The organism is uncultured Agitococcus sp., assembly GCF_937920075.1.
Taxonomy (GTDB): domain Bacteria; phylum Pseudomonadota; class Gammaproteobacteria; order Pseudomonadales; family Moraxellaceae; genus Agitococcus.
Genome location: NZ_CALETI010000353.1, coordinates 1 through 14,441, shown reverse-complemented (window position 1 = coordinate 14,441; position 14,441 = coordinate 1). Strand labels below are relative to the sequence as shown.

At 41.5% G+C, this 14,441-nt stretch carries 11 protein-coding genes and 1 pseudogene; 5 read left to right on the top strand and 7 right to left on the bottom strand.

Translation table 11 applies throughout. The features are described from left to right. Positions 1-166: 166 nt before the first annotated feature. A complete protein-coding gene (locus Q0212_RS12225) occupies positions 167-1,273 on the bottom strand; it encodes an S-(hydroxymethyl)glutathione dehydrogenase/class III alcohol dehydrogenase (protein ID WP_297925900.1) in 1,107 nt (368 codons plus the stop codon). Positions 1,274-1,543: 270 nt separating this feature from the next. Here Q0212_RS12225 and Q0212_RS12220 point away from each other — a divergent pair, with 270 nt between their 5' ends. After that, positions 1,544-3,859 (top strand): Tex family protein, encoded by a 2,316-nt coding sequence (locus Q0212_RS12220; protein WP_297925898.1) that lies wholly within the window; start codon positions 1,544-1,546, stop codon positions 3,857-3,859. A gap of 77 nt (positions 3,860-3,936) precedes the next feature. Here Q0212_RS12220 and hslO read toward each other — a convergent pair whose 3' ends face one another. Then, positions 3,937-4,788, bottom strand: coding sequence for an Hsp33 family molecular chaperone HslO (hslO, locus tag Q0212_RS12215; protein WP_297925896.1), 852 nt, complete (start codon positions 4,786-4,788; stop codon positions 3,937-3,939). Between the two features lie 417 nt (positions 4,789-5,205). Here hslO and Q0212_RS12210 point away from each other — a divergent pair, with 417 nt between their 5' ends. From Q0212_RS12210 to Q0212_RS12200, 3 genes are all read left to right on the top strand, one after another. Beyond that, on the top strand, positions 5,206-6,495 hold the full coding sequence (locus tag Q0212_RS12210; protein ID WP_297925894.1) for an OmpA family protein: 1,290 nt from the start codon (positions 5,206-5,208) through the stop codon (positions 6,493-6,495). A gap of 131 nt (positions 6,496-6,626) precedes the next feature. Then, on the top strand, positions 6,627-8,441 hold the full coding sequence (gene typA, locus Q0212_RS12205) for a translational GTPase TypA (protein WP_297925892.1): 1,815 nt from the start codon (positions 6,627-6,629) through the stop codon (positions 8,439-8,441). Positions 8,442-8,666: 225 nt separating this feature from the next. After that, on the top strand, positions 8,667-9,035 hold the full coding sequence (locus Q0212_RS12200) for a hypothetical protein (RefSeq protein WP_297925890.1): 369 nt from the start codon (positions 8,667-8,669) through the stop codon (positions 9,033-9,035). Positions 9,036-9,064: 29 nt separating this feature from the next. Here Q0212_RS12200 and nhaD read toward each other — a convergent pair whose 3' ends face one another. The 3 genes from nhaD to hemW form a co-directional block, all read right to left on the bottom strand. Continuing rightward, positions 9,065-10,441 carry a sodium:proton antiporter NhaD gene (gene nhaD, locus Q0212_RS12195; protein ID WP_297925888.1) on the bottom strand — a complete coding sequence of 459 codons (1,377 nt, stop codon included), beginning with the start codon at positions 10,439-10,441 and terminating at the stop codon, positions 9,065-9,067. Positions 10,442-10,517: 76 nt separating this feature from the next. Further along, complete coding sequence (locus Q0212_RS12190) at positions 10,518-11,042, bottom strand: hypothetical protein (protein ID WP_297925886.1); 525 nt, start codon at positions 11,040-11,042, stop codon at positions 10,518-10,520. Positions 11,043-11,116: 74 nt separating this feature from the next. Further along, entirely contained in the window at positions 11,117-12,256 is a 1,140-nt protein-coding gene (gene hemW / locus Q0212_RS12185) for a radical SAM family heme chaperone HemW (RefSeq protein ID WP_297925884.1), read from the bottom strand. Positions 12,257-12,261: 5 nt separating this feature from the next. Here hemW and Q0212_RS12180 point away from each other — a divergent pair, with 5 nt between their 5' ends. Next, on the top strand, positions 12,262-12,720 hold the full coding sequence (locus tag Q0212_RS12180) for an EVE domain-containing protein (protein ID WP_297925882.1): 459 nt from the start codon (positions 12,262-12,264) through the stop codon (positions 12,718-12,720). On the opposite strand, the gene Q0212_RS12175 is transcribed toward Q0212_RS12180, so the two are convergent. Together Q0212_RS12175 and Q0212_RS12170 are read right to left on the bottom strand one after the other, a co-directional pair. Further along, complete coding sequence (locus Q0212_RS12175; RefSeq protein ID WP_297925880.1) at positions 12,717-13,514, bottom strand: crotonase/enoyl-CoA hydratase family protein; 798 nt, start codon at positions 13,512-13,514, stop codon at positions 12,717-12,719. The two genes, Q0212_RS12180 and Q0212_RS12175, sit on opposite strands and share 4 nt — an antisense overlap. A gap of 161 nt (positions 13,515-13,675) precedes the next feature. After that, positions 13,676-14,441 (bottom strand): annotated as a pseudogene (locus tag Q0212_RS12170) (ATP-binding cassette domain-containing protein); the annotation flags it as partial.

Below are 14,441 nucleotides of genomic sequence, written 5' to 3'. Positions count from 1 at the left end.
AAACCTGCTAAATAAAACAACACAGGGACTTTACCTTGTTGTGCTTGTGGTGGCTGATACACAGCAAAACGCATTGGTAAACCGATAACGCTGGATTGATGTTGATAAAAACCTTGCACACCGCCAAAGCAGGCGTGTGTGCTGCGTGTTTCAAAAGCCGTCATCATTAAAACACCACTACCGAGCGAATCGATTCACCCGCTTTCATCAGTCTAAAGCCTTCGTTAATGTCTTCGAGTTTTAAGGTATGGGTAATCAAGGAGTCAATATTAATTTTGCCTTCCATATACCAATCAACAATTTTAGGTACATCGGTACGACCACGCGCGCCACCAAATGCCGAGCCTTTCCACACCCGACCTGTTACTAATTGAAAGGGGCGAGTGCTAATTTCTGCACCTGCTTCTGCCACGCCAATAATGATGCTTTGTCCCCAACCTTTATGACAGCACTCTAGGGCTTGCCTCATTACTTTGGTATTGCCAATACATTCAAAGCTATAATCTGCACCCCCATCGGTGAGTTGAATAATGGTATCCACCACATTTTCAACGTCATTGGGATTGATAAAATGGGTCATACCAAACTGACGAGCGAGTTCTTGACGCGCAGGGTTAATATCGACACCAATAATTTTGCCTGCACCCACCATTTTTGCACCCTGAATGACATTCAGGCCAATACCCCCCAAACCAAAGACCACGACATTTGCGCCTGCTTCGACTTTGGCGGTAAATAACACTGCGCCTAAGCCTGTGGTGACGCCACAACCGATATAACAAACTTTATCAAATGGCGCATCGGAGCGAATTTTTGCTAGGGCAATTTCGGGAACAACAATATAGTTAGAGAAGGTGGATGTGCCCATATAATGCAAAATGGGTTTGCCATTGAGCGAAAAGCGGCTGGTGGCATCAGGCATTAAACCTCGACCTTGTGTGCTACGAATCGCTTGGCAAAGATTGGTTTTTTGCGATAAACAAAACTTACATTGGCGACATTCAGGTGTATATAAAGGAATAACGTGGTCACCTACTTGTAAGGATTTCACCCCAGCCCCCACTTCAACCACCACTCCAGCCCCTTCATGGCCTAAAATGGCAGGAAATAAACCTTCAGGATCTGCGCCTGATAACGTGTAATAATCGGTATGACAAATGCCTGTGGCTTTAATTTCAACTAAGACTTCACCTGCTTTGGGCCCTTGTAATTCAACTTCTTCAATGGTTAACGGTTGACCTGCTTGCCATGCCACGGCGGCTCTTGTTTTCATGGTTTTTTCCTATCAATTATTAAAAGAATGGCGAATAAATGCCTGTCTTTTGAGGTTTAGTCAATTGCCATTTCTGTGACAAATTCATTTTAGCGTTAAATTTGAGCTGCTTGTGTTATTTTTCTTGACTATAACGCTCCCTCTCCCGATGGGGGAGAGGGTTGGAGTGAGGGGAAGTGTACGCCTAAAGAAAACAGTCAAGTGACACTGTTTTAGTCATCATTGCTCGTTATAATGCCGCTCAGTTTACTTCATGGATATATGTTAATAATGAATCTTTTTAGCCAAAAAATTGCCCAAGAGCTGGCTGTTAAAGCCGAACAAGTTGAAGCTGCTATTCAATTATTAGATGGTGGGGCAACCGTTCCGTTTATTGCTCGTTATCGTAAAGAAGTCACTCAAGGTTTAGACGATACCCAATTACGTTTTTTAGAAGAACGTTTGGTATATTTGCGTGAGTTGGAAGATCGTCGCCAAACCATTATTAATAGCATCAACGAACAAGGCAAATTAACGCCCGAACTCAATGCAAAATTGTTGGCAGCGGAAACCAAAGCCATTTTGGAAGATTTATATTTACCCTATAAACCGAAAAAGACCACCAAAGGTCAAATGGCGATTGCCGCAGGATTGTTGCCTTTGGCTGAGCAATTATTGGCAAATCCCAGTCTAAATCCACAAACTACTGCCGAAAGCTTTATTTGTGAAGGCTATGCCGACTCTAAAGCGGTATTAGAAGGGGCAAAATATATTTTAATGGAGCGTTTTGCCGAAGATGCTGAGCTATTAGCTAAAATTCGCCCCTATTTTTATCAACAAGCCTATGTCATTAGCAAGTTAGTGGATGGCAAAGAACAAGAAGCGGCTAAATTTAAAGACTATTTTGATTTTAGCGAAGCACTCAGCACCATTCCTTCGCATCGTGCTTTAGCGGTGTTTCGTGGTCGTAATGAAGGCTTTTTAACAGTAACGGTGAATTTGCCTAATCTTGATAGCACCATGCCGCATCCCTGCGAGGGCGTGATTGCCAATCAATTTGATATTCGTCAACAACAACGCGCTGCTGATAATTGGTTGCAAGAAGTGGTACGTTGGACGTGGCGTATTAAATTGCAGCCACATTTAGAAAGTAGCTTTGTCACAGAATTAAAAAATCAAGCCGATGGCGAAGCGATCCATGTCTTTGGTCAAAATTTGAAAAACTTGTTAATGGCTGCACCTGCGGGTCAACGGGCAACCATGGGTTTAGATCCGGGTTTACGCACAGGGGTAAAAGTCGCCATTGTTGATAAAACAGGGAAATTAGTTGCGTATACCGCTATTTTTCCGCATCAACCGAAAAATGAATGGCATGAATCTTTAGCGGTTTTAGCCAAATTATGCGCCCAACATCACGTGGAGTTAATTGCTATTGGTAACGGTACTGCATCACGAGAGACTGACCAATTAGCTGCCGAACTGATTAAAAAACACAGCGAATTAAAATTAACTAAAATTGTCGTCAGTGAAGCAGGGGCATCAGTGTATTCCGCATCAGCATTGGCCGCCGAGGAATTTCCTGATTTAGATGTATCGTATCGGGGCGCGGTGTCGATTGCGCGTCGTTTGCAAGATCCCTTAGCCGAATTAGTCAAAATTGAACCTAAAGCGATTGGCGTGGGTCAATATCAGCATGATGTTAATCAGCCTCAATTGGCACGTGGTTTGGATGCGGTGGTGGAAGACTGTGTTAATGCGGTGGGTGTTGATGTGAATACGGCATCAGTGGCCTTATTAACTCGTATTGCAGGTTTAAATAAAACCATTGCCCAAAACTTGGTGAATTTTAGAAATGAACATGGTGCATTTGCCAATCGTGAAAATCTGAAAAAAGTGCCACGCTTAGGCGCAAAAACCTTTGAGCAAGCGGCAGGATTTTTGCGAATTTCAGGGGGAGATAATCCCTTAGATAGTTCTAGTGTCCATCCTGAAGCCTATCCTGTGGTAGAAAAGATTTTGCGTAACAAGGGCTTAACGATGAGCGATTTAATGGGCAATAGCGAAAAAGTCCGCTCCATTAAAGCTCAAGACTATATTGATGAGCGTTTTGGTTTACCCACGATTCAAGATATTTTACAAGAATTAGAAAAACCAGCGCGTGACCCACGACCTGCTTTTGTTGCACCACAATTTATGGAAGGTGTCACCGACATTAAAGACTTGGTGGTAGGTATGGTGTTAGAAGGTGTGGTCACTAATGTCACGAATTTTGGTGCGTTTGTCGATATTGGCGTACATCAAGATGGCTTAGTACATATTTCTATGTTGTCAGAAAGTTTTGTCAAAGACCCTCATGCGGTGGTCAAAGCAGGCGACATTGTCAAAGTGAAAGTGATTGAAGTGGATGTGGCACGTAAACGGATTGCGTTAACACGCCGCTTAAACGACAAAGCTGCTGCACAAACAACGACGCGTGCTGAACCTAAAGTGACTAACCAACGTTCGTTTAATAGTCCTGCACCCAGCAACACTAAAGGCAAAAGCTCAACCCCTGCGAAGTCAGGCACGATGGCCGATTTGTTTGCTAAGGCAGGGGTGAAGAAGTAGATATGAGTTAATCATCCCAACCCATCTTATTGCTTTAAAAGTAGGATGGGTTGAGGAACGAGACCTATCATTTGTTGTCAGTGCACTTGCACTTTAAACAACATTTTTATATCACTGGCATCAAACACATATTCGTTGTGACAAAATTGGCAATGCAAACGAATGTCGTTTTGTTCGGCCAAAATATCCTCACATTCCGCTTGACCAATACTCATTAACGCTTGTGCTGTTCCCTCGCGTGAACAAGTACAGGCAAAGCTCACAGCTTCACTGGCAGGCAAAGTTACCGATTCTTCATGGTACAAACGATACAACATTTCTTCGGCAGATAAATCCAACAGCTCTTCATTTTTAACCGTTTCAGTTAACTGCAATAAACGCGGCCAACGATCAGCATCTTCATCAGTAGTGTGGGGCAGTGCTTGTAATAATAAGCCACTCCCTTTAACACCATTGGCGGTTAACCATAAACGAGTGGGCAATTGTTCAGATTGAGCAAAATAATTCTCTAAATACTCAGCAATACTATTGCCTTCCAAAGCAACAATACCCTGATAACGTTGGCCATGTTCAGGCTCTAACGTAATCACCAACAAACCATCCGTTAATAAATCTTTCAAGGTTGCATCATCAGCAAAATCAGCGTCTTCTGCTACTTGAGCAATTGCCCGCACCTCATGACGATGATTACATTCGGCCATCATCATTTTTAATGCACCTTTACCTTGTGCTTGTAAGCTTAAACGGCCTTCAAGTTTTAAGGTGGCTGTTAATAGCACACTCGCTGTGACTAACTCGGCTAATAACCGTTGAACAGTCGTAGGATACTGATGACGAGTAAAAATAGCGGCTAAACTCTGTTCTAATTGCACAATTTCACCACGAACAGGGCTATCAGCAAAATAAAAACGTTGACGAATATCGGGCATAATCATAGTCCTGTTCAATAGTTACAAAAGCAGATTGTATATAGGGCGTTTTTGGCAAGTCTCAATAGACTTTCATCGGTATTTTAGAGCGGTTTAACAGTTTTTATTAGTTTAAAGACACATTTATCACTATTATCCGCAGCAATTGTGTCAAAAGAAGCGGCTTTGTCATACATCTTGCTATAAAAATATCCATTTATTGGGTACAATAGTTTTCAAGATGATACAAAAAACGTTGTTTTGTTTGACATCAAGACTTGACCAAATAGGCGTAACTCGTTACTTTTTGCAAGACTATTGGCATTATAGATATGTTGTGCTTGACAAAAAGAGCTTTGATGCTCTTTTGGCTTGCTAAGTAAAGGTTTGAATAACGCCACCTTAGGTAAAAGACATTCCTAAATCAGGAGGAACTCAATGAAACTCAATCGGATTGCACTCGCTGTATTATTAGCAGCCCCGATGGCTATGTCTGCTCATGCAGGTTTATATTCTGTAACACCATTAGTGGGTTATCACTCACCTGATCAAGGCGATGCTGGAGCTTATGTAGGTTTGGCAGCTGGTGTTAAATTAGTCTCCAGTGTTGCGGCAGAATTAGAGTATGGCTCTGCTTCTGATGCAACATTACTCAATGCTAATCTTTTAATTTCGCCTCAATCTTGGAGTAATGGTACTTTATCTCCTTACATTTTAGCAGGTGTTGGACAACAAGATTTAGATGCAATTAAAGGTGTGACTAAAGAAAGAACTGACACTGTGATGAATTTAGGTGGCGGTGCTTTTTATTCTTTAAATGATGTATTGTCTCTTCGTGGTGAGGCTCGTGTCATTCATAACTCCGATTGGAGTAAAACAGACTATGTGGTTTTAACGGGTTTGCAATACTCGTTTGGTAGTCAACCAGCTAGTGAAGTTGTCACTGCTCCTGTTTATGTTGCACCTGTTGAGCCAGTTAACGTAGTTCCTGCCGATACAGATGGTGATGGTGTTGTTGATGCAAATGATCGCTGTCCAAACACGCCAGCAGGTTGGGAAGTCGGTACAGATGGTTGTCCGTTAGATTCTGATCGTGACCGTGTACCAAACAGCATTGATGAATGTCCAAATACACCAAACGGTATGCAAGTTGGTGCTAATGGTTGTCCATTAGATGAAGATAAAGATGGCGTAACGGATGCTAAAGATAAGTGTCCAGGTACAGCACCTAATGTGATTGTTGATGCTCAAGGTTGTGCAAAAACAGTGACTAAAGAAATTAAAGAAGCTATCAAAGAAGAAATCAACATCGTCTTTGATTCTGGTAAAGCGATTATTAAGCCAGAGTTTAAAGGTGAAGTTGCCAAGATTGCTGATTTAGCTAAAGCGAATGGTAATGCCTTTATCACTATCGAAGGTCACACTGACTCCTCTGGTAACCCAGCTAAAAACAAAGTATTGTCACAAGAGCGTGCTACTGCTGTGATGAATATGTTGATTGCTGATTATGGTATCCCAGCAGCTCGTGTAACTGCAATTGGCTATGGCTCTAGCAAACCTGTAGCTGATAACAAAACAGCCGAAGGTAAAGCTAAAAACCGTCGTGTGATTGCTGTGTTGACTGCTGAAAAAACATCGACTGTTACTACAGTAATGACAAAGCCTGCCAAAGCTAAACCAGCCAAAGGCAAAGCTAAAAAAGGCGCAAAGAAAAAAGCTAAAAAATAATTAGCTGATTCTTAATAAATAAAGGTCACTTTGGTGGCCTTTATTTTTGTCACTAAAAAATGTTCAGCAGTCTGTCATGTTCTTGCGGTATAATGCGCGCCTTTTCTAGTAACTTTCGGCCTTAGACGACTATGTCCATTCAAAACTTGCGAAATATCGCCATTATTGCCCACGTTGACCACGGTAAAACCACCCTCGTTGACAAATTACTTCAACAATCAGGTACTCTCGGCGAGCGCGCTGGCGAAGTTGAACGAGTCATGGATTCTAACGCCATTGAAAAAGAACGTGGTATTACCATTTTAGCTAAAAATACCGCCTTAAAATGGAATGATTATCGTATTAACATCGTTGATACACCGGGTCACGCCGACTTTGGTGGTGAAGTAGAACGCGTATTAAGCATGGTTGATTCGGTATTATTGTTGGTTGATGCCGTAGATGGCCCAATGCCTCAAACCCGTTTTGTGACCATGAAAGCCTTTGCTCAAGGCTTAAAGCCTATTGTGGTTATTAATAAAATTGACCGTCCGGGTGCGCGTCCAGACTGGGTTATTGACCAAGTTTTTGACTTGTTTGACCGTTTAGGGGCAACAGATGAGCAATTAGACTTTCCTGTGGTTTATGCCTCAGCCTTAAATGGTATTGCAGGTTTATCTCCAGATGAAATGGCTACTGACATGACGCCATTGTTTCAAACCATTGTTGATCGTGTTAAATGTCCTGAAGTTGATACTGATGGCCCATTCCAAATGCAAATCTCATCTTTAGATTATTCGAGTTATGTGGGTGTTATTGGTATTGGTCGTATTCAGCGTGGTAAAGTTAAAACCAATACCAACGTGGTAATTTTAGATAAAGACGGCAAAAAACGTAATGGCCGTATTTTGCAAATCATGGGTTATCATGGTTTGCAACGTATTGATGTAGCCGATGCTGCTGCAGGTGACATTGTTTGTGTGACAGGTATGGAAGGTTTAAATATTTCCGATACCTTGTGTGATCCACAAAACCCTGAAGCTTTACCCGCATTAAGTGTTGACGAACCCACCGTGTCTATGACTTTCCAAGTCAACAACTCGCCATTTGCAGGTAAAGAAGGTAAATTTGTTACTTCGCGTGTCATTAAAGACCGTTTAGAGCGTGAGTTAATTCATAACGTGGCTTTACGTGTTGAAGCTACCGACAGTGCTGATCGTTTTAAAGTATCCGGTCGTGGTGAATTACACTTAAGTATTTTGATTGAAAATATGCGTCGTGAAGGTTTCGAATTGGGTGTATCGCGTCCCGAAGTGATTATGAAAGAAGTTGATGGCGAAATACACGAACCTTTCGAAAACGTTATTTTTGATGTTGAAGAGCAACATCAAGGCGCAGTGATGGAGCAGTTGGGTTTCCGTAAAGGCGAAATGACTGATATGGTGGTTGATGGCAAAGGCCGTATTCGTATTGATGCTACCGTACCTTCACGTGGTTTAATTGGTTTCCGTTCTGAGTTTTTAACACTCACTTCGGGTACAGGTATTATGACCTCTAGCTTCTCGCACTATGCACCCATGAAGTCAGGTGGCGTGGCTAAACGTCAAAATGGCGTTTTAGTATCGATGGTGCAAGGTAAAGTCTTAGGTTATTCCTTATTTAACCTACAAGAACGCGGTCGTTTATTTGTTGATCCAGGTATTGAAGTCTATGAAGGCATGGTCATTGGTTTAAATGCCCGTGGTGATGATATGGTGGTTAACCCAACTAAGGGCAAACAATTAACCAATATTCGCGCCGCAGGCACTGATGAAAACATTGTGTTAACACCACCAATTAAATTTACTCTTGAACGTGCTTTAGAATTTATTGAAGATGATGAATTGGTTGAAGTCACACCACAGTCAATTCGTATTCGTAAAAAGTATTTAACTGAAAACGAACGTAAACGCATGGGTCGCGCTTAATGACTGAAACAAAGGCCTCTTAGAGGCCTTTTTTTATATGTTTGAGTAATTTTGTTTGTTTTTTCGCAAAATTAAAGAATATTACTTGAGTAAAGTAGAGTTTTTATCTTAAATTAATCTAAATTTCCCTTTGCTCTTTTTGTTTGTAGCCAATGCCAAGCGGTTGAGTTTACTAAAATGGAGCAATTTAAAGCCAATATCTGAAAAAGGAAGAGGATAGAGATTATGGCATCCAATTACATAATTGCTATTTTAGCAGAAGAGCACGACAAAGCTTTGATTAAATCGCTATTAGCCACTTTTGGTGATCGTGGCGATAATCAATGGGCATTTACTGAAGATATGTCTAATGCTGATGTGGTGGTGGTAGATTTTGAGTCTCATGCTCAAAAATTGCCATTACGCGGTGCAAAACATGGTCATATTGTTGTTGCTTATTCACAACAAGCCCCATCAAATCCACCAACACCATTTATGTTGCCAAAGCCTGTGCGTGGTCGTGATTTTGTTAAGTTATTAGAACGCATGGAAGATGTTTTAACAGCTCATGATGAAGATGAGTTTGCTAAAACCCAACGTCGAATTGTGTTTTAAAGAAAAATCCCCCAATTTGGGGGATTTTTTTAGAATAAGCTTTTATTAATCACAAAATGACAAGCAATACTTAGCACATAACCCAAGGCGACTGCCCAAGTCCATTTGAGATGACTAAAAAACGTATAGTACCCTTTGGCTTGTCCCATCATTGCCACACCAGCCGCAGAACCAACCGATAATAAACTTCCCCCCACACCCGCAGTTAACGTCACTAATAACCATTGCCCTGTATTCATATCGGGATTCATTTGTAAAACGGCAACCATGATTGGAATATTATCAACAACAGCAGATAATAAGCCAATTAATATATTGGCAGTCGATGCACCTAAGTCACCATACATCAGGTGAGACGCAGCCTCTAAATAACCCACAAAACCTAAACCACCAACACACATAATCACACCAAAGAAAAATAACAAGGTATCCCACTCGGCTTGAGCGACAAATTTAAAGCTATCAAACGCTTGTACATCACCAACGTTGCCATAATGTGCTTGATCTGAGGCTTTTTTGATGTGGGTTTGATGTAGGTAATAACCATAAAATTTGAGTAAAGCCAAACCCGTCATCATCCCCAAAAAAGGAGGAAGATGTAAAAAGCTATGAAAGGATACCGCTAAAATAATGGTACAGATAAACAAACCTAAAACTATCCATGCGCCACGTTTTAAAGGTGATGGTTCGTGGCTAGCAGGCGGTGTATCGGTACTGATGGCAAAAGACATACACGCGGCAGGTACAACAAAATTAACCAAACTAGGTAAAAATAAATTAAAAAATGTCCAAAATTCGACTAAACCTTTTTGCCAAACCATTAGCGTAGTGATGTCACCAAAGGGACTAAACGCACCGCCTGCATTAGCAGCGACGACTATATTAATTGCCCCCAAACTAATAAACTTAGGATTATCTTTGCCAACAGCCATTAAAACTGCACATAAAATTAAGGCAGTGGTTAAATTGTCTAAAACAGGTGATAAGAAAAAAGCACAAAAACCTGTTAACCAAAATAAACGTCGATAATTAAAGCCTTTACCAATTAGCCAAACTCGTAATGCTTCAAAAATGCCTCGTTCAGTAATAGCGTTCACATAGGTCATTGCTGCTAATAAAAATAAAAATAGCTCACCATACTCTAATAAATAATGTTTAACGGCTTGTTCAACAGCATCGGTTTCGCCTGTCCAATTAGCAGCAATGACAATCCAAATTAAGCCAGCGGCCAACATGACAGGTAAAGATTTTTTAATATGCGTTTTTTCTTCAAAAATCACACAAACATAAGAAGCAACAAAAATAGCTAATACCATAAAACCAACAGGTTGATTGGTTAAATCCTGTCCAGTATTGGCAAAGCTAAAAGAGGGGAGTAGTAGTAATAAACTAGCGATTGTTTTCAAAATTTACACTCCATGATAGTTTTTATCATCATGGAGTGTATGCCGATTTTTTGTTAAAAATAAATCAATTTAAGATTTATTTTTTGGCTTTAGCTTTCTTTTTGCCTTTATTCGCTTTTGGTTTGTTAGTAGCTGTTTTAGCGGTTTCTGATGCATTAGTGGATGGTGTTTTTTGTGCTTCAGTTGTTGGTGTGGCAGCAGGGGCTGCTTCGGGGGCTGGTGTCGTCATTTTGGTTTGAATAGCCCCACTGACTCCTTTTACTAAATCACTGGCTAATTGGCCTTTTTCACCACCACCAGCTTTTTGAGCCGCCTTTTGAGCGGCAATGTCAGTAGCAATCGTACCCATTGGGTTACTGTCGGCAGTTGGAGCTTTTTTGGCCATTTCAGCGGCTTCTTGCTGAATTTGCTGTTGAGTTTGTTGTTTGGTTTGCTCACCTGTATCTTTTAAAATTTCTTTGCCACTTTTGCCTTCAATTGCGCCAGTCACCGCGTTTTGTACGCCTTGATTAACTGCTTGTTGGCCGAGTTGTTTTAAATCTAATGCATGACTAGAAAAAGAAAATGCTAATAATGCACTGGTGACTAATAATTTTTTCATGAGAGCCTCGTTGTTGTAAATTAGGACTGACGCATTTCACCAAAATTGGGCATACGCCCTATAAATGTATCAAATTATTTCAGAAATAAGCTTAACACGTCATTTAAATAATTAAAGCCCAAATCTGTGCATTTTATGTGCTGAGTATCTAAAGTTAACCATTGTTTATTTATCGCAGGTTGTATTTGTGTCAATAAATCAGACCATGCTAAGCCTGTTCGTTGCTCAAAATAGTCTATAGGTACACCATTTTTTAAACGTAAGGCATTCATCATAAACTCAAAATATAAATCTTCAGTGACGATTTTTTCTAAGCCTAAACGCGCTTGTTGTTGGGGAGCAGCGGCTAAATAGTCTTTGGGTAAACGCGTTTTGCGATATCTAAAAATACCTTCAGGTGTTGTGACTTTGCCATGCGCGCCTGCGCCAATGGCTAAATAATCACCAAATTGCCAATAGTTTAAATTATGTTTGCTCGGACGTTGTTGGCTATAAGCCGACACTTCATATTGTTGAAAACCTGCTTGAGCCAATTTTTGTTGGCCAGCTTCTTGAATTGCCCACAAAATATCATCATCAGGCAGGGCAGGTGGTTGGCGATAAAAAGCCGTATTTGGCTCAATGGTTAGTTGATACCATGATAAATGTGTTGGATGAAAACAGAGCGCATAGTCTATATCTTCGAGGGCTTGGCTTAAGTCTTGTTGGGGTAAGCCATGCATTAAATCTAAATTAAAATTGCTAAAACCTGCTGTTTTGGCCAATTGGATGGCATTAAAAGCATCTTGTTGACTGTGAATTCTGCCTAAAGTTTGTAAATGTGTTGGGTTAAAGCTTTGAACTCCCAACGACAGGCGATTGATTCCAGCAGCTAAATAGCCTTCAAAGTTATCATGCTCTACCGTGGCAGGATTTGCTTCAAGAGTAACTTCGCAATCGCTGCTAAAGTCTAGATGTTGGCGTAATTGCGTAAATAAATCTTGATAGGTTTGGCCTGAAAATAACGATGGTGTACCACCACCAATAAACACACTACCAATTTTTCGCCCTTGTACCCATGCTAAATCGGCTTGTAAATCGGCAATTAACGCCGCGACATAGGCTTTTTCGGGTAAACTTTGCGGGCTGGTGTGTGAATTAAAATCACAATAGGGGCATTTACGCACGCACCAAGGCACATGAATATATAAACTTAACGGTGGCAATGAGGACATAAATAATGGCTTATTGGTTAATGAAGTCTGAACCCAGTGTCTTTGGTATTGACCATTTGGCACAGCGACAAGTGGCATTATGGGATGGTGTGCGTAATTATCAGGCACGTAACTTTTTACGGCAAATGAAAAACGGCGATTTAGCGTTTTTTTATCATTCTAATTGTAAGGTGGCGGGCATTGTCGGTTTAATGCGTATTGCTAAAGAAGGCTATGATGACCCGACTCAGTTTGATCCTGAACATAAATATTATGATCCAAAATCAACCTTAGACAAACCGCGTTGGACAGGTGTAGATGTTGGGTTTATGGAAAAATTTAAGGATACCTTGTCTTTAACCGAGCTAAAAACGATGCCTGAGTTGGCAGATTTAGCTTTAGTTCGTCAAGGCAATCGCTTGTCATTAATGCCTGTGAGTGAAGCACAATGGCAAGCGATTTTGGCTAAGTGTCAGCGTGCTTAATCAAATTCACGCTGTACATAATCAAGTTCTGGCGTTTTGGCACGTTTACCAGCAATTTTAAAGTTTTTACCTAATAGTAAACGGCGTTGCCAACGTTTTTCTAAAGCAAGTGTATCGGATTCTGGTTGGGAGGCCATCGCGTTAAGTACACGTTTGGCGGCTAACACTGCATCAGGCGAACGTGTAGCGATTTCGGCAGCTAATTCTAAAGCTTTATTAATTGGTTCATCAGCAACATGACTGACTAAGCCAACACTTTTGGCTTGTGTACCGCTAATAATCCGCGCAGTCATGGTTAATTCTTTGGCCATATCTAAACCAATTAAACCGCGTAGGGTGGCGGTAATGGCCATATCAGGCACTAAACCCCAACGCGCTTCCATAATTGCTAATTGAGAGTCAGGCGTGGCAATTCTAAAGTCTGCCCCTAAAGCTAATTGCATACCTGCACCAAAACAATGACCATGAATGGCGGCAATGACAGGCACAGGCAAATCACGCCACACTAAAAATACTCTTTGAAATAAATTCGGGCCTGGCTTGGAAAGTTCCCACATGGCAGTCACGGCATTTTTAGGGCTTTGTAAATCGTTTAAATCAATGCCTGCACTAAAAGAAGAACCTTCACCCGTTAAAATCACTGCACGAATTTGGCGTTGCTCATGTAATTGTTCACCGACTTTTAATAACTCACGTAACAACGCAAAACTCATGGCATTACGTTTGTCGGGGCGATTGAGGCGCACTTCGATAATATGATTAGGATGATTAATTAACTGGATGAGATTAGACATTTTGCGTTCCTCTTTGCGGTAGCCCGTGTGTTAACACGGGAGAAAATGGAGATTTAATCCAACTTTGCCCATATTTCGCTACGCTGCATACAGGCTACACATCTCGGCTTCGACGCCGCTCAGCCAACATAACGCGCCCTGAGCGGAGTCGAAGGGGAATTTTAACCACCAATCTTTTTATATTTCAAACGGGTAGGTGCAGCATTATTCCCTAACTTCTTACGGCGGTAAGCCTCAAAGTCGGTGTAGTTGCCTTCGTACCATTCTACTTCATCACCTTCAAAGGCTAAGATATGAGTGGCAATACGGTCTAAGAACCAGCGATCATGGGATACCACCATCACCACACCGGGGAAGGTGAGAATCGCATCTTCCAAGGCACGTAAGGTTTCAATATCCAAATCGTTAGACGGTTCGTCGAGTAAAATAACGTTTGCACCTTGTTGCAAAATTTTGGCTAATTGCAAACGGTTGCGCTCACCACCTGATAGCTCGCCCACGCGTTTTTGTTGGTCAGAACCTTTAAAGTTAAAACGGCCAATGTAGGCGCGAGAGGGCATTTCAAAATCGCCCACTTTAAGAATATCTAAACCACCAGACACTTCTTCCCAAACGGTTTTGCTGTTATCTAGAGTGTCACGAATTTGGCCAATGTAGGCAATGCTCGCACTTTCACCGACAATCACCTCGCCTGTGGTGGGTTTGTCTTTGCCGGTAATCATGTTGAATAAGGTGGTTTTACCCGCGCCGTTTGCCCCCACAATCCCCACAATCGCGGTCGGTGGGACGCTAAAGCTCAGGTTTTCATACAGCAAACGGTCGCCGAATGATTTGCTGATGCCTTCGACTTCGATCGCTTATTGCCCAAACGCGGACCTGGTGGGATATAGATTTCGGCGGTTTCGTTACGCTGTTGGAACTCACGCG

Coding starts and splice junctions, on each gene's coding strand:
- Q0212_RS12175 (WP_297925880.1), bottom strand. CDS start 13,514: ATGTCTAATCTCATCCAGTTAATTAATCATCCTAATCATATTATCGAA.
- Q0212_RS12210 (WP_297925894.1), top strand. CDS start 5,206: ATGAAACTCAATCGGATTGCACTCGCTGTATTATTAGCAGCCCCGATG.
- hslO (WP_297925896.1), bottom strand. CDS start 4,788: ATGCCCGATATTCGTCAACGTTTTTATTTTGCTGATAGCCCTGTTCGT.
- Q0212_RS12200 (WP_297925890.1), top strand. CDS start 8,667: ATGGCATCCAATTACATAATTGCTATTTTAGCAGAAGAGCACGACAAA.
- typA (WP_297925892.1), top strand. CDS start 6,627: ATGTCCATTCAAAACTTGCGAAATATCGCCATTATTGCCCACGTTGAC.
- hemW (WP_297925884.1), bottom strand. CDS start 12,256: ATGTCCTCATTGCCACCGTTAAGTTTATATATTCATGTGCCTTGGTGC.
- Q0212_RS12225 (WP_297925900.1), bottom strand. CDS start 1,273: ATGAAAACAAGAGCCGCCGTGGCATGGCAAGCAGGTCAACCGTTAACC.
- Q0212_RS12180 (WP_297925882.1), top strand. CDS start 12,262: ATGGCTTATTGGTTAATGAAGTCTGAACCCAGTGTCTTTGGTATTGAC.
- Q0212_RS12190 (WP_297925886.1), bottom strand. CDS start 11,042: ATGAAAAAATTATTAGTCACCAGTGCATTATTAGCATTTTCTTTTTCT.
- Q0212_RS12220 (WP_297925898.1), top strand. CDS start 1,544: ATGAATCTTTTTAGCCAAAAAATTGCCCAAGAGCTGGCTGTTAAAGCC.